Genomic DNA, 19,013 nt, shown 5'->3' with positions numbered 1-19,013 from the left:
AAGGAGTTTTTTATATGACGACCGATAAAAAAGTGCCCAAATATCAGCAGATAATAGACTATATGAAAGAAAAAATTGAAAACGGAGAATGGCCAATTGGAAGTAAAATCCCTAGTCAGCGGCAGTTAGCAAAATTATTTCATGTAAATCGAAGTACTGTAATTACTGCGCTAGATGAACTTATGGCAGATGGTTTAATTCAAGGACAAATCGGAGCAGGAACAATTGTAATGAATAATACATGGTCATTATTAGCAACTAATCCTCCGCCCGATTGGAGTGAATATGTAAAAGCCGGTATTCATAAACCAAGTAAGTTAATGGTTCGAGAAATAAATGAAGCAGAAGCAAATAAAAAGCTTATCCATCTTGGTAAAGGTGAACTTGCACCTCATCTTTTCCCGCTCGAAACTATGCAATCTATAATAAAAACCGTCAGTGAGGAATTAGATTATTTCGGATACGAAGAACAAAAAGGTTTTTATCCGTTACGTGAAGCAATAAGCAAATACGTAAAATCATTTGGAATACATGCATCACCGGATTCTATATTAATAGTCTCGGGTGCACTCCAAGCATTACAATTAATATCAATTGGTCTTTTACATAGAAAATCAACTGTTTTACTTGAACAACCTTCTTACTTATATTCACTTCATGTTTTTCAATCAGCAAATATAAATTTATCCGGTATATCAATGGACCATCACGGTATTTTACCTAACGATTTATTAAAACGAATTAAATATAGTCAAAAGAATAATATTTTATATTCAATCCCTTGTTTTCAAAATCCAACGGGGATATTGATGACCAAAGAGCGAAGAAAAGAAATATTAAAAATATGTGAAAAAGAGCAGTTGCCTATCATCGAGGATGATATTTACCGAGAGTTATGGATTGATGAATCACCTCCAGCTCCTTTAAAGTCGATGGATAAACATGGACAGGTATTATATATTGGTAGTCTCTCTAAAACACTTAGCCCAGGACTTAGAATTGGATGGATAATCGGATCAGAACCTGTTATTGATAGATTGTCAGATATAAAAATGCAAACAGACTATGGATCCAGCTCTTTATCTCAAAGAGTAGCTGCTAAATGGATAAATGAAGGTTTTTATGAAGAACATGTAGCAAACGTAAGAATGCACCTGAAAGAGCGAAGACAAATAATGATACGAGCTTTAAATAAATATTGTGCAGATATTGCATCGTGGGATATTCCTAGTGGTGGATTTTTTATATGGCTAAAGGTTGTACATAACATTCCGATGAAAAAACTATTTTCAGAGGCTCTATCAAAAGGAATTCTTTTAAACCCAGGACGTATTTATGAAGAAGAATCAGATCAGTACATTCGTTTATCATATGGATATGCTTCACCAGAACAAATGACTTACGGGATTAAATTGCTCAGTGAATTAATTCGAAAGTTAACGGCATAAAAAAATCCTCTTTTGTTTTTGGAGGATTTTTTTACGTATCTTATTTACCACAATTTCATTTCCTGCCCTAATAAAATAAGTTTTTCATAAGGATCTCCGTCAATATTTAATACTTGAGCAAAAGCAGGTTCTGTTTTTAAACCTTGTTCCTTTAAGCGAATAACTTCTTCCCTTATATGGGGATGTTGCATTAATAACATGTGTTCCACTATCATATGTCTATATGCATTTTGATTACGCACTGGCTTCGGTTGAGCAAATAATTCAAATTCAAAACCTTCGAATTCAAAATTCACCTTTATCGATTCAGTACCTTTAATTTTTTTCTTTTTTATGTTGAACCCTCCATAAGAACCATATAAAGATCTCATTTCCTGCTCAAAAACATCAAAGTTATATACTTCCATTACGATATCTAAGTCAGATTGAGGAGTATCAATTCTTATAGGGATTGTCCCGCAAAGAACGGGATTATATAAAGCTAAATCCTCCATTATGTTTAGGCTATTCAAAACATCATATATTTTTTGTTGTTTCTCATTGCCCGATTGTAAATATGTAATAGATGTAAACATAGAAGTCTCTCCTTCATTTAACATAATAATCATCTCACTAAATATTTAAATCATTGGGTTTTGTTCTAGGGGTACCTTTATTTCAATATATTAAGCCGAACTAACTATATTTTTCAACTTTTCTCCTATACTGCAATACTATAAAAATAAAAAAGGAGGAATTATTATGAGCATTTTTAACATTCTTTTAACCATACACATCCTATTTGGAACAATATGCTTAATCACTGGTATTGTAGCGATGGTTGCCCAAAAGAAGAAAGGAAAACATACCGAATGGGGCGAAATATATCATGCATCCTATGTTGTCATTACCCTTACGGCAATAATATTATCCATTATCAACTGGGATAAAATCGCATATTTATTTTATGTAGCAATCTTCTCTTATTCATTTGCGATTTATGGATACCTTGCACGAAAAAAACGTTGGAAAAATTGGCTCCATCACCACATTAGAGGTATGCTAGGTTCTTATATTGGTGCAGTCACCGCACTTTTAGTAAATATCGGCATCCATATTCCCATTTTAAATTTACTTCCGCCAATATGGTTTTGGTTTTTACCCACCTTAATTGGTATCCCCCTCGTAGCCAGTGTATCAAAAAAATATAAAAAGCGTAGTTGAAATTAATTACATTTTGATTACTTTCTGATTATTAGAATGAAAAATTATACTCTATGTATTACAAATAATATTATGAATGCTCGTCCTATGAATATTTAAAATAAAATGCCGCCCAACAGGACGGCTCTTATTTTTACTTTACAAACGTAACATATTCACCAGAAACCCATTGATTTCCACCAACATTATACCAACCATCTTTATATCCAAATGATTGATATTTTTCACCTTGATACACGTTTTTCACAATGCCGTAATTTGTTCCTGGGCCGGTACGAACACGCAATACATCAGCGATTATAGTAACTACACCAACACCCTCGTTTGATGATTGTGAAGGTGTTGGTACATTTCCTCCCGTATAACGAATATATGATGGATCGTTATAAATCCACTGATCGCCACCGAGATTTAACCAACCATTTGATTGTCCAAATACTTTGTAGGACTCTCCTTTCCCTAATTGACGAATAACGCCATATCCAGTACCAGGTCCTTTTCGTAAATTTACATTACTACCGTTAATATAAGCAATCCCTACACTATCATTCGACGGGGGAGGAGTCACTACGTTTTGAGCACCTTTTCCAAAAGTATCCGTTCCATATCCTTTGTAGTTATATTGCAAATGCGGGCTATCCACAAATCCTTTCCAGTCGCCGCCCCATTCAAAGCCAATTTGTTTAGCATAACGAATTGCTGATGCCCACGGTTCTTTATTATAGCCATTCCAATCTTCTGTACCATTCGACTGGATTGGAACAAAATCTAATGCCTGTCCTACTAAGTGATATGAGCGCATCGTTTGTGATGCTCCTTTACGAACATATTCACGTTGTTGCTCGACCGTACGGATTGTTTCATAAATTAATACTTCAATTCCATTGTCGATACAGTACTGATACCACTTAAAAGCTGCAGCTTTCGTATTATCCGCTAATTTATTCAGATTACTTACATTTCTATTGTGGTATTTCAATATGCAACATCTCCTTTTCTATTATCCTATGCAAAACTCGTCTCACGGGTTGTACATATACCTAGAACGATACGAAGTACAAATACATAGGAAGCCAATTCAGCTAAAAAGGTTTTCACTTCTAGCTTCAAACTTTGTAAGTTGAAATCGAAGCAATAAAAAAACCACAACCTAAGTCTTCAAGTTGCGGTTTTTGGTATTTTCTTTTTATATGCAACATGCCACCTTGCATTATTAATCCTAATATATAGGTTGTGTAAATTTTCCCTTTATGAATAACACTTCTTATTCATGACTTTTCAAATCCAATATTGAATGTAAACGATCCGGATAATTAGTAAACATCCCGTCGACTCCCCATGAAAGTAACTTTTTCATATCTTTTTCATTATCTACTGTAAATGGATGAACTTCTAATCCGTTTTTCTTTATTTTATTTACATAATCTGAATCAATATATTTGTAATTCATACCAAGACCTATGCAGTACGTTTTATACTTTTCTATCTCTAATTCTGTTAATTGAACTGCTTTTTTATTAGGTAATAATTGTACTAAAGATATATTACTATTTAAGCTATGAATCTTTTGCAGACTTTCTTCACTAAACGATTGAATAATAACTTTATCCTGTATTTCATAGTGATTAATAATTTCTAATGATTTTTCTTCCATTCCTGGATATTCATTAGGTGATTTTGTTTCAATATAATAGTTTGCGTTATGCCCAAACGTTTCAATAATTTCTGTTAATGTTGGGACTTTAGCATTTTCAAATTCTTTCTTTGCTAAGTTCGGATATTTTTCGTTGAAAAAAGAATCTGCATTTAGTTGCTTTATTTCTTCTAATGTATGCTCTTTCACTAGCCCAGTACCATTTGTTGTACGGTTTAAGGTTTCGTCATGCATTGCCACTAAATGCCCATCTTTTGTCATTTGGAGATCAATTTCTATATAATCTCCATTCATTTTTTGTCCTAATTTATATGCTGCTATTGTATGTTCAGGCGCATATGCAGAAGCACCTCTATGTGCGATATTTTTTATATGATTTGATTGATTAATAGCTTTAGTATACTTATGTTCATTTATTTTCTGAAAAACAAAGATACTTATTACTATAAATGCACAAATTATTGTAACGAGATATATCTTTTTCATAACGATTTATAAGCTCCTATATAAAGACGATTTAACTTGAATGATTTACTCAATTAAATGTCGATTTTCCAATACAGTCATTTTGCCGATAGCTTGAAATCCCGATTTTTTATAAATATTGATTCCATCGGGTGAAGCTTGTAATACACAATACGTATTTTTAAATTTATGTGCTTCTTGCAGCAGGAAATTGAACATAGCAGATCCGAACCCTCGTCCTCTCATTCCTTCTTTCGTTGCTATGTCATAAATACCAATACTATCTTTTGAACATATCAATGAACCAACAGTTACGACTTCACCTTCATATAACCCTAAAAATAATTTCAGATTCTCACTGTTACATATATCAAGATTAGAAATTTGATTATAGAATGCTTGTACATGTATACCTTCTTCTGATGTACCGAATAGATCAGCTAACGTTTCTCCAAATTTATTTATTTGTCCAGGTGAAGATGCTTGTTGAATAGTAAAACTTACTGGCATGTTTATTGTTGGGGAAATTGTTTTTAAGTCTGCTACCATCGCAATATTCTGTTCTACTTCTTTTAAACCGATTTTAATTAACTCACTTTTTATATCCCGCTCTTGCTCCTCATCCCATAACCAAACACTCATTGGAAAATTTCTTTGATAATAGTATTCTACCTCTTTATATAATTTCTCGATCCCTTCCGTTAAATTATTGTTTAGTAGAGTGATGATATTAAATGTATCGGCAGGTAATCCACAATCAACAGCAATATAATCTTTCGTTTTTTTTATACTCATTCCGGGCACAAATTGTGCAACATATGAAGTTTTAAATGCAAAGTTTTCTAGTAGTAGTTGTTTATAATTCATCAATAGTTCTCCTTTTCATAAAAAGTAACACTCGAATTTTTCTATATTAAATATAACATATTAGAAATTTACCATTTTCTATAAAAAGTATCTCTTTAAATTGTGCTCTATAGTTTAAAATAATTAAAAATGATATAACGTTGTCGGAATGAAAAAAGTGGTATATAATAAATATTAACATTACTAGTAATTATTTTAGGTATTCCTAGAATAAAGGAGCGATACATATGAAAATTACTATTTATTTCGGAAGTCATGAAGATCAAGATGTTCGTACTATGGACTGTCATTTAGATGTAGAAGATACAGAAGAGATTGTTTCTGTATCATAATATAAATAGTTAGGGTAAACCCTATCCCTTACAGCGTTTAAGGCACCTTTTATAAGGTGTCTTTTTTGTTATATTTTCATCAAAAACCCTTTACTTTATAGCGTTTTAATAGTAAAATGTAAATATACGAACAAACGTTCTTTTTATTTTAAACGTACATGAAGGGATGATTTTAACAATGGCTCCATTAAAGCGCAGAGGAAGAAAAAAGCAAGCACCTATTATTTCAAATACAGGCTTTATCGGCTCTGTCTTTATTGATACATTGGAGTTACAAAAGAAATCCTATTATTTCGCTCGTAAAAAACTTCAAATTGTTCATCACGTACTAGATGGTCTCTCTGGAGCAACAAGTGCTTTATTTAAAGAACATAACATTTCAGCATACATGTCATGTGTGTATTTACATAAACAAAAGAAAATTGGTTTTGTTCTTTCAACGAAACCATTTGAACAAAGTGATGGCGTTGCTTATTTTGTAAATTATTTAATCGAAAAGAATTTTTATGGCGGCCATGATGAAGATGTAGAATATCAAGAAGTATTTAATACAGGTTTTATCGGTGTAGTATTCGCTGATTTATCTAGTATAGATCGCTTTAATTTCGAGTTTGAAATGGGTATGCTAACGAAATTAATGAAAGATATGATTATTCCGGTTAAAGAACTCTTTTTACGCCATAATGTACCGGCTTACATCTCCACTTCTCACTTAGAAGAACAAAACAAATTAGGTTTCGTTCTCTCTGTAAAGCCATATGACGAACGCGCTGAAGCAGATTTATATTTTGAAGCATATTTAAAAGAACGCGGATTATTTATTGGTGATGAAGAAGATGATATTGATAAGATTGTCATTAGAAAAACCGCTGAATTACGATAGAAAAGCGCAGGATGCTGATCCTGCGCTTTTTATAATTTATGAAACTGATTTACCAAATAAACGGTATTAATTTTTTTGTTTTCTGTTTATAGACTGTAAATTGTTCTTCATACTTTTTCTGTAAGTAACCATCAGATTTTGGAATATATTCAAAAACGAATACAAAGAACAGGCCTAGAGGTATAAATAAACTATAAATATTGCTAGCGATAAATGCTAAACCTAACACCCAAAGGCAATCCCCCAGATAATTAATATGAATCGCATATTTAAATAAACCACCTGTATATAGCTTACCTTGATTTACAGGATTGTCTTTAAAGGATTTTCTAAGTAGCTCTGAAACTGTGTTTAACATACTTCCTCCTAAAAACAATATCCAACCTATTGTAAGTAATATTAAATTAGGATCCTAATTACTAGTAATCATTAAGATTGGAAAACCTAAATAATAAATTCCAAAAGCAATACTGTTCATAATGGCTTCTTGCCATGAAATCCCTCTAGACAACCATATAAACATCATAGCCGTTAATCGTAAAGCGGTGATAATTAAAGCTATAAACAGCCCTATTGAAATGCCTGGTTTGAAATAAGTAATGAAAAGTAAGTAATACGCAATGATTAGATAGATAATCTCAGTAACTAAAATTAATATTTTTTCTTTTATTGTTGGCCGGTTTATACCATACATTGTGATACGCTCCTTCCTTTATTCATTTTATAGGAAAATAAACTTCTATGATATTATTCTCCTCCTGTGTGCTATAAGGATTCGTTTTATAAACTTCAAACGGAGCTCCATTCAGTTTATAGTTATTTTCTTCAATCCAAACGTGTAGCTTTGTATGAATAAAAGGTAATTCTTCGTAAGAACCAATAAGCGTAGCCATTGCGCAAAGACCGGGATTAAACACTTTTGTTTTATTTGTGGCTTCTGCAAGGGGAATCGCAATTTCCACATCATAATTTTCAGGTACATATTCTGAACTATGGAAAATAGCAAGTGGTTTTGCAATAGGTAATAAATTTTCAAATGAAATTTTACTAAACAACTCATTAAAGTGTGTTAGGAAATCAACGGTATTAATTTGTTTTCGCTGAGATGATATATTATAGGTTAAGTGATTTACAAGATTAATCTCAATATGATTTAAGTAACCTATGATACTTTCCTCTTCATCTAATTGTTGAATATCACGCTTTAATTTTTTTAATAAAGAAGAATAATATGTTATCTGCTGTGTTAGATTTTCTTGTTTGGTTTTCATTTTAGAGTTAAGCAATTCAGTTTTCTCCCGATTTTCTAAAATATCCTTAATTTCTTCCAGCGAAAATAAATAAGTTTTTAATCGTGTAATCAATAAAGCTATTTCTAATTGGAAAATATCATAGTAGCGATATCCATTCTTAGGGTCTATGAAAGCTGGTTTTAAAAGCCCAATTTCATCATAATAGCGCAGCGTCTTCATTGTAAGATGAGATATTTTTGAAAACTCTCCAATTGAAAGCATAACACTCACCTCCTGTAATTAATTATTTTAAATATACTGCTTCCTGTAAGGGGAAGGTCAATCAACAAAGTTAAATTTTCTTATTGTATTTAGAACGATATTCATCCCCCTCAACCTACAATTTTAAAGTAGTCTCCAAAACGAATATGTAATCTTTTCAAAATTGTTCATGGGAAATCAGCCGATTTTTTCATTTTATAGTATTTGCATTTCTTATCTTGAAAAATGTAGCAGTATCCATTATATAAATAATCTAAGATCTACTAAGCGCTATAATCTTTCGAATGAACTTCTAATATGAAACAATTCGATGAAACTTTAATTACTATTAAATATAAGATTCCCCCTACAATTGTAATCATGTAGGCTGGAATATAATTTAATAATAGACCGGATAGCGCCATTGCTATAGGAAGCATCATTTTACTTATACTTAATCCAATGCTGAGAACCCTCCCTCTATATTCATCAGGAATCTCTTTTTGCATGAAATAAGCTATAGGTATATCAATAAGCACTATAATTAGTCCTAAAAAAAACATAACAACACAATAGGTAATAACGTATACAAAATCATTTACCTCAAAACTTTTGAATAAAACTGGAATTCCTGAAATAATCATAAAAACCGCCAACATAAAGCTTAACTTTTTCAAAAAGATAAGCGTAAGAAAAACGATCGGTTATCTTTTTTACTAAAATCGCACCAATTATCATGCCTACTGGAAAAGTCCCTTGAATCATACCAAATTGTTTAGAACCAAGATCGAGAACTGTATTAATAATGTATGGCAATGGAACAGTTACAGCAAACCCTAAGAAGAAATTAAGTGAAATTAAAATACTGAACGTATTTTTTAAGCTTTTCCGCTCCATTAAGTAAGAGTATCCCTCCTTTATATCTTCAATAAAATTAATTTTTCTAATTGAACATTCCTCATTTATGTTTTGCTCAAACAATTTAAAGTTAATAAATAATATGGAAATAGCCGAAAGGATAAATGAAATACCGTTTATAATTATAAAAATTTTAATATCAAAGACTGCAAAAACAATACCACCTAACATAGGACCTAGAATTAAAGATATAGAATCGATAATTTTACTTATAGAGTTAATGCTCATTAGCCTCTCTTTGGAGACGATATTTGGTTTTGCAGCTTCTAATCCTATTCCAAAAAATGTTGTAAATATCGTTATAAGAAAGGTAGTAGCATAAATGGTGAATAAGTCTAATCCATAATTACTGCTAAATATATAAACAGTAATTAATAAGCTTCCACTTAGTAAATCCATACAAATGACCAATTTCTTTTTATCAACTTTATCTGCAATTACACCAGCAAATGGATTCATAACAATCATCGGAATAGTTCCTAAAATAAGCGTAATGGCAAAATTTAATGCTGATCCGGTTATATGTAAAACATATAATCCTAATGCAAAACTATAAATAGAGCTACCAAATATTGATACTGTTTTCCCGAATGAATAGAGACACATATTTCTTAGTTCTTGGTTTCTTTTTTTATTTTCTATATGTAATCGTAAACTTCCCATCACTTTTCCCCCTACCTAACTTTGTGTTACGTACATTGTAAGTTCTTGGGTCAACCCAATAGCAATATGTACTATTTGAAAAGTTTTAAGGGGAAATAAATAAAAGATGGGGTTAACCCCATCTTTTTCCGAAAAATGAATATGTATAAATTTCTTCTCCTTGAACAAAGAAATCCTCGTACCTTCCCCCTCGTATCAAATAATTTGAAGTACTTTCATCAATAGATTGAAACTGTAAATTTTCGATTTCTTTTGTTACTTTTGCAGATGTAAAATTCTCTCTGAGTCTAGGTGCAATTTGGCTATTTATGCTGAATTTATTAAATAAAATAAATGAACTTAATAAATAACAATTGTGTTTAAAAAGGGAATTTAATTCACACAATAAGAACTCCTCATATTCAAAACTATAATTACTTGTACCTGATTGATCGATTACAATATCAACAGAATTATTCTGAATAGGTATGTTTAGAAAGTCGGCACAGATAAATACAATATTTCTTTTCACATTTCTTCTCTCAATTACATCTTTTAAAAGTAAAAGTTTATTCAAATCTCGATCAACAGCAATATATAAACACTCTTCCGGTAGTTCTTCATAAATATTTCGTAAAAAGAACCCAATACCAGACCCTAAATCAAGTAGTATTTTTTCATTTAAATCTAATTGCATTAGTTTCTTTTTCGCCCATTCTCCTCCTCTTTGAACATTTTCCAAAAAAGCAGTATCCGTTTCATGGATATAATCTGAAATAGAATCTTCAAGTGATTTCCTCTTATACACCTCAAATAATTTTCCAGCTGTTAAAACTCCGGAAGTAATCGCGTATTCTTCACCACAATTACAAATTAATTTCCCCTCAACAATTTGATTTTTATTAATAATGCCATCTTCAAGAATTAAATTTCCGTTACACTTAACACATTTAAATAAATGAAGTACTTTTAAATCTACCCCTAAAATTGAACTCGAAATTTCAGTTTCTATAGATAAATTATTTAACGTTTTCTTTAATTTATCTTTTCGTTCCTTTAAGGTTTTTATCTCTTGTTCAATCTTTTCATATTTTACTTTAAATAAAGATTGATAAAAAATATCCTTTTCATAGTCTAAGGATTTCCCTAAATTTTTATAAAGAAACAGTTCTTTAATTTCATTCAAGCTAAACCCTATCCATTTGTACTCTAATATAAGTTCTATATCCTTTTGACAATACTCGTCAAAAAAATAGTGACTTCCTTTTTTCTCAGGAATAACGAGTCCGAGATCCATATAATGTCTAATCGTATCTACACTTACATTATTTACTTCTGCAAACTTACTGATTTTCATCCTAATCACTACCATTTATATATTTGTTTATACATACTTCTTTATTATTTTAAAAAATCCTTTCATCTCCCTATATAAAATTGTTTATATTATGAAAAAGATGTAATTAATTTTAGAGTTCCGCCACATATCCATCAAGCTAAGCTTATTTAAGTTTAGCTACTCTTTTTAATCTTGAATTTTAAAAAAGAGTAGCAGGTAGTACGGTTATGTCTATATATCTAAAAAACTTAAAATTAAACTATGAGTTCATGGATAAATTAAAAACTGCGGCGTAAGTACTACAGTTTCTTCCTTCTTCATTGAGTTGAAATATGTAAAGTTACGTACTTTAACTGTAGCGGACTTGTACTACGCGTTCATATTAATTTTATAGACGTTTAAGGATTTTGTTTTATGGTAAGTATTTTTGCTGTGAAATCAGGATTGTAAATATAGATGAACGTGATTCAAATCAAAAAAAGGTACTCCTAGAAGTACCTTTTTTACTATTCTATATGTGCGAACGCTTTCAAGATTATTGGATATAAATTGATGTACGCATTGTATTAAATGGTGAATTTATAGATGTCTTTTGGTACTCAAACGTTCCTTGTTGGTGTCCAGAAGCATCCCATTTATAATACCAGCCAACGATTGGTCTTCCGCCAATTATAGTGGAATCAATACTTTTTACATTAGAACCATTCATTTTAGCAAATGGGTTTTGGCCATAGCCCATTTCTTTCGTTGTAATATATAAATATTTTCCCCCGTGGTTACGCGATGTGCTGAAGCTGTTCTGATTAATTGTTTCTACCCCGCCTAGCTCAGACTCTACTTGTACGACGTTTAGTGAAGTAAGTGGTGCTGCTGGTCCAGCTGAAGCTTCTGTTGCCATTCCTAATCCGACGAACGCTGTAATTGCTAACGATGAAATCCCTAGTGCTGCTTTTTTAAACATAAAAAACATCCCCTTCCATCTATTGTTTTCTCTTTCATTTTCAATATAATCCTAATAACCTTATATGTAAATAGATTGTAGCTGTATAAATATTAGTGCGAATATTCTATTATATATTTCTGCAATTTATTATTTTCATTATTAACTAGCGTATACCGAATTTAAACCATATGAACCATTGTCGCTATTTTTTTGGTTCATAAACAGATGCCTATATTTCTTGTTACTGTATAATAATGTTACATCAAACTGATGTCAGTACACATAGAAACAATAAAAGAGAGCATATTTTAAAAGATTTATTAAAACAAGCTCTCTTTTTATTAATTTGAATGAATCTTTCAGTAAAAAAGTACATTGATTTGTATCCTTTATGTAACAGAAATAATCGTTTTAAAAATCTTGTTTTTATGCTTTTTCCTATTATTCTTAAAGATAATTTATTGAATATTTTTATTGTATTCTAATTGATTTTGAATTCCTGATCTATCAATTTGAATCCAATACTCTGAAATTTTCCCGTTTTCTATTCTATACACTGCACTTGCTATTTGAATTATAGGGAGACCTGTAGGTTCATACCCATCTATTTCTCCTATGTGTGTACCTACTTGTTTCCAGCGTACATATACTTTACTATCTTGTACTAATAATTCTTGAATTTCTAAAGAGAAATTCCCATATACTTCAACCATCTCTCTTACATGCTCAGCGTAATCTTTTGGCGATCTATATACTGTTTGTTCCTCTTCAGATATAACTTGATGTGCCAATACTTTATCTGCCATATATCGATTTGAAAAATCCGGATTACTCCCTGAACGCACTTCTTTAAAGAAATTTCTGATAATTATTTCTGGTTTCATTAAACATCCCCCTTAAAAATAAATCCAATACTAATAACCCCTGAATGTATCGGATAAGTGTTATATTTTCATTCTCACTCTTTCTCAATAAGTATGTCAAGTTTGAAGTGTTGACATTAAAAATTGTAAATTTGCATAGGGTTAGCTGAGCAATGGTTTAAAAATGCAATATTACTAAGTTCGATGGAGATATGTCGAGATCCCATTTTGTTTTAATTAAATAAAAAACCCGTGAATAATTCACGGGTTTTACTTTAATAACTAATTGCTATTGTACCTTCACCTGCATGAACCGCAAATGAAATTGGTAATGGATATAATTTGAAATCCATTTCAGGGAATGCTTGTCTAATATCTGCAATCCATTCTTCGGCTCCATCTTTATCATTAGCATGGAACATATGAAGTACTTTTGGTAATTCTTTTTCAAGTTCATTTTTAATATATTCTCGACATTTTTGGATTTTACGAACTTTCTTTTCAAGTAAAAGCTCTCCACCTTTTACTTCTAATATTAAGTTAACACTTAATAAACTTCCAAGTAAAAATTGAATGCCCTTTACACGACCACTTGCATAAAGGCCTTTTAAACTTTTCGGGAATACGTGGAAAGGTCTTCTTTTTTCATCTACTAATGTTTTGTGTATATCTTGTAAAGTCATACCATCATTGTATAACGATTTCGCTTTTCTAATTAGTTCATCCATTGGATAACTTGTTGTTTCACTGTCTAATACCGTTAATGGAAAACCTGCCATTTCTGCAGCTAGCTTCATATTTTGATAGGTTCCACTTACTTTTCCGCTAATAGCAACTGCAAATCCTTCTTCATATTCTTCTTTGCATTTCGTAAATAACTCTACCATTTCCCCAATATTAGGTTGTGAAGTAGTGACTGTTTTACCTTCGTTTAACGCATTATAAACACGTTCACGTACACCTTCTTCACAATCTTTGTACGACATTCCATCAATAATAACTTCGATTGGGATAACAAAGTTATCTCCTTCTGTTTTTAAATTCGCAGTTGTACTATCAGTAATCCAAGCAACACGCTTCATGTTGTTCCTCCCTTAATTCAATTCCTCTTTTCTAATTTTTCTATATATTTATGTTATAAAAAGAGAATATCCCTGTAATAGTAACAGGACTTTATTGTTTTGGCTATAGTAGATGTATATTAAATGTGACTATTTCTTGTCTATTTCACAAATAAAAAAGAAAATCAAGGAATTTGCTCGATTTTCTTCTTATCATATACTATTTAAAAGTTTCATTATCTAAAATTACAACATAATCATTCGTTAATCTTCCAGCTTCTTTTGTATAACTAACAAGCCTTTGTATATTATCACAGCAAATTTTTGCTCCCCATACGAGTAACGGTACGCCAATAAAATCGATATGGAACCTTCTAGAAAACAGACCACCAAAAGTCATTGGTAAAGGTACAGTTGGTGATGTATTAGAAAAAATAATTTTTTCATGACTTTGATAATGTTTTTGCAAGATTTCTCCTAAATGCTTCATCGCAGGTACAACAACTTTTGATGCGCCACATCCAATCGTATATACAGGATGACCATGTTCATCAATTCCATGAAAAATAATTTTTCCCATATCTTCTGTTTTCAATTTATTAAAGTAATCTACATTCAAAATTTCTTCTTTCGTTAACTTACGATCCGTTGGTAATTTATTTAAATGATACGCTGCAGCAAGTGAAGTTGTATGAGTACCGCCGAAGTCTGTGTAAATGTATATCATATTATCATCCCTTGTTGTAAAAGTTCAATGTTAATTAGTATTACCGTTCTTAGCAATGTTAAACAAGGGATGAATGTATTTACGCTTTTTGTGTTAATTCATTATATTTTTTCCAAATATAATAACGTCTACTAATCACGGTGCCTAATGTAATACATAAAAAGGCGTTTGTTACAACCATTAATGTCTGGTGTGTACTACCAGAAAACATACTTTGTTTAATTATAATTTTTGCTCCTAAAATAATAAGAAGGATTATTGTACTTACCCAATTTCCTTTTCGTAGTACATGACCTGTTTCACTATCTACTCGAAATGTTAAAGCTCTTCCTCGTATAATTCCAAGACCTAAGCCGATTCCAAGCATTACAACAAACAGTAGTCCTTGCAGCAAAGTTATTTGTCCCATATGAATAATGGACTGGATTGTTACAAAGCACAACAAAGCCGGAATGAGACAAATACGGTTTATTTTCACTTTTCGTTCTTTACTTTGCATCAAAACAATAATAAGAACAACAAGTAAAATATCCATTTAGAATCCTCCTATAAACTTGTTTATCTTTAAAAATTATATTCTCCTCTTTTCATTCCATACTTGAAATACGATAGCTACTTTCAAGTGTAAGATGGAAAATGTGATTTCTCATCAGCCTTAAGCATTATTTATAAAAATAAAAAGACGTACTTTTTACTCGTACGCCTTTAATAACTCGTTTAAACTCCTATTTATCAACTAATTCCACACCTTTAGAATTAGTTTTACCCAACACTCGAATGTTAAATTTATTAATGGCTTTTAAAAAGATATTATAAATAGAATATCCAATAATAGAACCTATAACATTACAGATCACATCATCAATATCAGTAATACGTCCCACTCCACTAAATAAAGACTGAATTAATTGTAGCAATTCAATACTAACTGATATAGTAAATCCCAATAAAATAGTATTTTTGAACTTTTTATATTTATCCCATAAAATTGGTGCTAAAAATCCTAAAGGCATTAATAATAAAATATTCCCGCCTACATTTCTTACAATTAGACCAATCATAAATAGGGCATCCCCATCATAAGCACTACCAATTTGATTGATGTCTTTAATAATTGATGCAAATGGAATTATATTGACCGAGCGATTCAGATTTTCAATATTAGAAGGAAAACCGATTGGTAAAGGGAATAAAGTTACTGCAACAACCATACAAATGTAGACCACGAATAAAAAACTTATTATTTCTTTCCACCAAATCATATGTTTTTTATTTTTTGTACCAATTAATATTCCACGTACAATTAAATAACAAATAACCCCTAAAATAATAAACAAACTACCGTTGATCATATACAAATTGTTAACACATCCTTTCATATGAATTAATAATTTAAATTTACAATTATATAGTAATGTTTTTTAATTTAAAAATCCATATAAACATATGTAATTGTGCAGAATTACAAAAACCCCTTATTTAATCAATAAAGGGTTCCTCGTTAACTAAAATATTTTTCAGAACAGAAACAATCATAAACCCGTTTAAATTATTTTCGTATCTCTTCTTTTATATCCATATAATTAAAAAGCTCTTTCTATTTCTGTCATTAATTTTTCAGGTCCTGCCCCTTTATTCGATGGAATAACTAAAGTGATTCCTAATTCTGGATATATGGCCGAGCGAAAACTGACGCCTGGATCATATCCCATTACATGATATTTGAATACCTTGTTTTCTCGTGTTTCAATCCATATTCCATATCCGTAAGACTGTTTATCATTTACATGAATGTGGGGAGTTAAAAGTAACTTTGTATATTCCTTTCCTAAAATTTCATTATTAAATAGTGCCGCCCAAAATTTCAACATGTCTGGTGCAGTAACATATGCACCTCCATCAGCCCCTCCTTTTATTGGTATAGAGTAAGCGTTTGTTCTCCAATTTTGGTTGGTTTCGTCCTTTATATATCCTAGAGCTGTATGTCTTGGTAATTTATCTAACGAAAAATAGCCAGAATCATTCATGCCAATCGAATTAAAAATGTTTGTTTCTATATACTCCGTAAATTTAAGTCCCGTCTGTTCTTCTATTATTAATCCAAGTATGATAAAACCTGCGTTGTTGTAGTGAAACTTACTCCCAGGTGTAAACATCATATTACTGTTTTGGAATAATGGTAAAAAGTCTTTTAAGCTCTTTAATAGATACATAGGTGTTTGTTTCCAAAGATCCTCGAAGTTATCCATAATACTTTCATCAAAATAATCTGGTATACCAGAGCTATGCGTTAGTAGTTGATGTATTGTAATATCTTCATCGAAGTTTGGAAGTTTTATCTCTAGACAATCCTTTAATTTTGTATGAAAAGAAATAACACCTTTTTCAACAAGTTGACAGATGCCAATTGCAGTGAAAATTTTACATCCTGAAGCAATGCCAAATCTTGTTTGTATCGTATTGTTTATACATTCACTTTGGTTTGCGTAACCCATTGCTTTTTCATAGATTAAGTCTTTTTCTTTTTTTACTAAAACTACCCCAGAGAAATCTATTTTCTTTTGTATTTCTTTTACAATTTTATTAATTTCATCTTTTGTTTTTATCACGACAACCACCCTTGTCTTTCGGTATTGTTCTTTACCCTTATTAATTTTTCCATATAAAGGGGAAAGAACCCTTTTATTAAATACGATAAATTGTTAATGAGAACACAAAGTTCATTTCGAATGTATGCCGCTATTTGTGGGCAGTAGGACCCCCATCTCAAAATTCAGCGAAAGCAAAGAAGTTAAGTGGGGACCCTGCTGCCCGTAAAAGCCCGATTGGTGAGGGCTGATAATCAGTGGGGGATGCCCCCCTGATTAAAGTTTCACTTTATTGATTCAGTAGAATACAACTTAGATTGTGATGGGAATAAAGTAAACACACACAAGACGATAGTAATAAATAACATGATCAATGAACCTACAATAACTACAAGTTGTATAGAAATGAACTGAGTCGCAACACCAGATAATATTGTAATAAAGATTGTTACTAACGCAATAACAAGTCCATATATACTTCCGATCCGTCCCATTATATGAACGGGAACGTTATTTTGGTAAAACGTATAAAAGCCTGTATTTGCATATGCCATAGAGAAAGATAAAATAAAGAATCCAATAGCAGCTATTAAAAATATATTTGAAAAAGCATAAATTAAATAACCAATTGCGATGAATAATGATCCTATTCCAATTAGAAATGAAGGTGCTAATTTCTTTGACAAAATTGTATTTGTTATGGCACCTAAAATAAATCCTGCACCAGCTATACTAACTAGAAAACCATATTCACTATCTGTTAGTAGTAATACCTCTTTCGCAAACGATAGTTCAAGTGAATCAGTAGCAGTTGCTAATACGAACATACTTTGAAATAAGAAATACACACATACGACATACACATGTTTTCTACTAAAATTTATAACAGTGTTCCAATCTTTTTTTAATACTGTAAGAGATAATGTATTACTTGTTGTATCCGAAGCTTCTTTCTTATCAAGATTAGGTAAAAGTAATGTAATGAATCCTGATAAGAGAAATGCTATAGCATTCATATATATAGCAAACTCTGGTGTACCTGCAATTAATAATCCCCCCGCTACTGCTGGTCCAATTAATGATGCACCAGATCCTATTAAAGTACGTAATGAGTTGAAGCGTTGTCTTTGCTCTACTGGAATTAATTTCGTCATATACGTCATAGCAGTTGGCTCATAAATTGCACTGGCCATACTTATAAAGAATACGAATACATAAACAATCCAAAGTGACGGAAGTAAAGGTAAAATAGCGATAAATAACGCACGATATATATCGAGGTGAATCATTAATTTCCGTTTATTTAAACGATCAATCATACTCCCAGACCAAGCGTTTGTAAATAAAGTGGCTAATGGTTTTATTACATATAAAGTAGCGACCGCTAAGGCTGAGCCACCCATATGATAGACAAGTACATTCAGTGCTATTAAGTAAATCCATGCCCCTAAATTCGCAATACCAACACCGGACAGTAGTAATAAAGGATATTTCCAATCTTTAAGAAAATTTTTCATTTTTGGCCCCCGCTTTCAAAATTGTTTTACAACAATAAAAAAATCCCACCCCCAAGACTTTTAATCTTAG

Annotated in this window: 19 protein-coding genes, 1 pseudogene and 1 other annotated feature (1 of these 21 cut by a window edge); of the genes and pseudogenes, 3 read left to right on the top strand and 17 right to left on the bottom strand. The window is 31.2% G+C overall.

All coding sequences use genetic code 11. The annotated features are described in order from the left end of the window. The first annotated feature begins 14 nt into the window (after positions 1 to 14). Complete coding sequence (gene norG, locus MHH27_RS13650; RefSeq protein WP_340942930.1) at positions 15 to 1,448, top strand: efflux pump transcription regulator NorG; 1,434 nt, start codon at positions 15 to 17, stop codon at positions 1,446 to 1,448. Between the two features lie 44 nt (positions 1,449 to 1,492). On the opposite strand, the gene MHH27_RS13645 is transcribed toward norG, so the two are convergent. Further along, on the bottom strand, positions 1,493 to 2,023 hold the full coding sequence (locus tag MHH27_RS13645; protein WP_069355698.1) for a DUF4269 domain-containing protein: 531 nt from the start codon (positions 2,021 to 2,023) through the stop codon (positions 1,493 to 1,495). A gap of 166 nt (positions 2,024 to 2,189) precedes the next feature. Between MHH27_RS13645 and MHH27_RS13640 the strand changes: the two genes are divergently transcribed. Next, entirely contained in the window at positions 2,190 to 2,651 is a 462-nt protein-coding gene (locus tag MHH27_RS13640) for a DUF2306 domain-containing protein (RefSeq protein WP_053564312.1), read from the top strand. A gap of 133 nt (positions 2,652 to 2,784) precedes the next feature. Here MHH27_RS13640 and MHH27_RS13635 read toward each other — a convergent pair whose 3' ends face one another. The 3 genes from MHH27_RS13635 to MHH27_RS13625 form a co-directional block, all read right to left on the bottom strand. After that, a complete protein-coding gene (locus MHH27_RS13635) occupies positions 2,785 to 3,630 on the bottom strand; it encodes an SH3 domain-containing protein (protein ID WP_000873736.1) in 846 nt (281 codons plus the stop codon). A gap of 285 nt (positions 3,631 to 3,915) precedes the next feature. Beyond that, positions 3,916 to 4,791 carry a glycerophosphodiester phosphodiesterase gene (locus MHH27_RS13630; RefSeq protein ID WP_072938612.1) on the bottom strand — a complete coding sequence of 292 codons (876 nt, stop codon included), beginning with the start codon at positions 4,789 to 4,791 and terminating at the stop codon, positions 3,916 to 3,918. Positions 4,792 to 4,836: 45 nt separating this feature from the next. Next, the gene (locus tag MHH27_RS13625; RefSeq protein ID WP_072938610.1) at positions 4,837 to 5,637 is read right to left on the bottom strand and encodes a GNAT family N-acetyltransferase; all 801 of its coding nucleotides are present in this window, start codon (positions 5,635 to 5,637) and stop codon (positions 4,837 to 4,839) included. 510 nt (positions 5,638 to 6,147) lie between these two features. Between MHH27_RS13625 and MHH27_RS13620 the strand changes: the two genes are divergently transcribed. Then, on the top strand, positions 6,148 to 6,852 hold the full coding sequence (locus tag MHH27_RS13620) for a hypothetical protein (protein ID WP_000035355.1): 705 nt from the start codon (positions 6,148 to 6,150) through the stop codon (positions 6,850 to 6,852). A gap of 49 nt (positions 6,853 to 6,901) precedes the next feature. Here the strand turns inward: MHH27_RS13620 and MHH27_RS13615 are convergent, their stop codons facing one another. The 13 genes and pseudogenes from MHH27_RS13615 to MHH27_RS13555 form a co-directional block, all read right to left on the bottom strand. Further along, entirely contained in the window at positions 6,902 to 7,210 is a 309-nt protein-coding gene (locus tag MHH27_RS13615; RefSeq protein WP_326040746.1) for a methyltransferase family protein, read from the bottom strand. A 54-nt stretch (positions 7,211 to 7,264) separates the two neighbouring features. Further along, entirely contained in the window at positions 7,265 to 7,546 is a 282-nt protein-coding gene (locus tag MHH27_RS13610) for a hypothetical protein (protein WP_340942924.1), read from the bottom strand. 22 nt (positions 7,547 to 7,568) lie between these two features. Further along, entirely contained in the window at positions 7,569 to 8,366 is a 798-nt protein-coding gene (locus tag MHH27_RS13605) for a MerR family transcriptional regulator (protein ID WP_000948769.1), read from the bottom strand. Positions 8,367 to 8,629: 263 nt separating this feature from the next. Beyond that, a pseudogene (locus tag MHH27_RS13600) lies at positions 8,630 to 9,926 on the bottom strand (MFS transporter). Positions 9,927 to 10,038: 112 nt separating this feature from the next. Next, entirely contained in the window at positions 10,039 to 11,262 is a 1,224-nt protein-coding gene (locus tag MHH27_RS13595) for a MerR family transcriptional regulator (protein ID WP_000703280.1), read from the bottom strand. A 517-nt stretch (positions 11,263 to 11,779) separates the two neighbouring features. Then, a complete protein-coding gene (locus tag MHH27_RS13590; protein WP_000472917.1) occupies positions 11,780 to 12,205 on the bottom strand; it encodes a DUF4879 domain-containing protein in 426 nt (141 codons plus the stop codon). Between the two features lie 440 nt (positions 12,206 to 12,645). Next, positions 12,646 to 13,071 (bottom strand): ester cyclase, encoded by a 426-nt coding sequence (locus MHH27_RS13585; protein ID WP_053564321.1) that lies wholly within the window; start codon positions 13,069 to 13,071, stop codon positions 12,646 to 12,648. Between the two features lie 254 nt (positions 13,072 to 13,325). Continuing rightward, a complete protein-coding gene (locus tag MHH27_RS13580; RefSeq protein ID WP_000831926.1) occupies positions 13,326 to 14,132 on the bottom strand; it encodes a DegV family protein in 807 nt (268 codons plus the stop codon). 199 nt (positions 14,133 to 14,331) lie between these two features. Further along, on the bottom strand, positions 14,332 to 14,838 hold the full coding sequence (locus tag MHH27_RS13575) for a DUF3189 family protein (RefSeq protein ID WP_000639421.1): 507 nt from the start codon (positions 14,836 to 14,838) through the stop codon (positions 14,332 to 14,334). Positions 14,839 to 14,917: 79 nt separating this feature from the next. Next, positions 14,918 to 15,373 carry a DUF1453 family protein gene (locus MHH27_RS13570; RefSeq protein WP_090977932.1) on the bottom strand — a complete coding sequence of 152 codons (456 nt, stop codon included), beginning with the start codon at positions 15,371 to 15,373 and terminating at the stop codon, positions 14,918 to 14,920. A 190-nt stretch (positions 15,374 to 15,563) separates the two neighbouring features. Continuing rightward, on the bottom strand, positions 15,564 to 16,196 hold the full coding sequence (locus MHH27_RS13565; protein ID WP_061660852.1) for a VanZ family protein: 633 nt from the start codon (positions 16,194 to 16,196) through the stop codon (positions 15,564 to 15,566). Positions 16,197 to 16,421: 225 nt separating this feature from the next. After that, positions 16,422 to 17,447 (bottom strand): serine hydrolase domain-containing protein, encoded by a 1,026-nt coding sequence (locus MHH27_RS13560; RefSeq protein ID WP_100910222.1) that lies wholly within the window; start codon positions 17,445 to 17,447, stop codon positions 16,422 to 16,424. Between the two features lie 263 nt (positions 17,448 to 17,710). Then, positions 17,711 to 18,943, bottom strand: coding sequence for an MFS transporter (locus MHH27_RS13555; protein ID WP_097923833.1), 1,233 nt, complete (start codon positions 18,941 to 18,943; stop codon positions 17,711 to 17,713). 65 nt (positions 18,944 to 19,008) lie between these two features. After that, positions 19,009 to 19,013: a binding site (T-box leader), on the bottom strand (it continues 254 nt past the right edge of the window).

The organism is Bacillus sp. FSL L8-0152 (genome assembly GCF_038006365.1).
In the GTDB taxonomy this organism is placed as follows: domain Bacteria; phylum Bacillota; class Bacilli; order Bacillales; family Bacillaceae_G; genus Bacillus_A; species Bacillus_A cereus.
Note: the sequence above shows the minus strand (reverse complement) of the source record. Positions and strands in the feature narration are given on the sequence as shown.

Bases quoted from the DNA above. Each gene is read 5' to 3' on its own strand.
- MHH27_RS13615 (WP_326040746.1), bottom strand. From the start codon at position 7,210: ATGTTAAACACAGTTTCAGAGCTACTTAGAAAATCCTTTAAAGACAAT.
- MHH27_RS13620 (WP_000035355.1), top strand. From the start codon at position 6,148: ATGGCTCCATTAAAGCGCAGAGGAAGAAAAAAGCAAGCACCTATTATT.
- MHH27_RS13585 (WP_053564321.1), bottom strand. From the start codon at position 13,071: ATGAAACCAGAAATAATTATCAGAAATTTCTTTAAAGAAGTGCGTTCA.
- MHH27_RS13580 (WP_000831926.1), bottom strand. From the start codon at position 14,132: ATGAAGCGTGTTGCTTGGATTACTGATAGTACAACTGCGAATTTAAAA.
- MHH27_RS13645 (WP_069355698.1), bottom strand. From the start codon at position 2,023: ATGTTTACATCTATTACATATTTACAATCGGGCAATGAGAAACAACAA.
- MHH27_RS13575 (WP_000639421.1), bottom strand. From the start codon at position 14,838: ATGATATACATTTACACAGACTTCGGCGGTACTCATACAACTTCACTT.
- MHH27_RS13605 (WP_000948769.1), bottom strand. From the start codon at position 8,366: ATGCTTTCAATTGGAGAGTTTTCAAAAATATCTCATCTTACAATGAAG.
- MHH27_RS13630 (WP_072938612.1), bottom strand. From the start codon at position 4,791: ATGAAAAAGATATATCTCGTTACAATAATTTGTGCATTTATAGTAATA.
- MHH27_RS13625 (WP_072938610.1), bottom strand. From the start codon at position 5,637: ATGAATTATAAACAACTACTACTAGAAAACTTTGCATTTAAAACTTCA.
- norG (WP_340942930.1), top strand. From the start codon at position 15: ATGACGACCGATAAAAAAGTGCCCAAATATCAGCAGATAATAGACTAT.
- MHH27_RS13570 (WP_090977932.1), bottom strand. From the start codon at position 15,373: ATGGATATTTTACTTGTTGTTCTTATTATTGTTTTGATGCAAAGTAAA.
- MHH27_RS13555 (WP_097923833.1), bottom strand. From the start codon at position 18,943: ATGAAAAATTTTCTTAAAGATTGGAAATATCCTTTATTACTACTGTCC.
- MHH27_RS13595 (WP_000703280.1), bottom strand. From the start codon at position 11,262: ATGAAAATCAGTAAGTTTGCAGAAGTAAATAATGTAAGTGTAGATACG.
- MHH27_RS13640 (WP_053564312.1), top strand. From the start codon at position 2,190: ATGAGCATTTTTAACATTCTTTTAACCATACACATCCTATTTGGAACA.
- MHH27_RS13590 (WP_000472917.1), bottom strand. From the start codon at position 12,205: ATGTTTAAAAAAGCAGCACTAGGGATTTCATCGTTAGCAATTACAGCG.
- MHH27_RS13610 (WP_340942924.1), bottom strand. From the start codon at position 7,546: ATGTATGGTATAAACCGGCCAACAATAAAAGAAAAAATATTAATTTTA.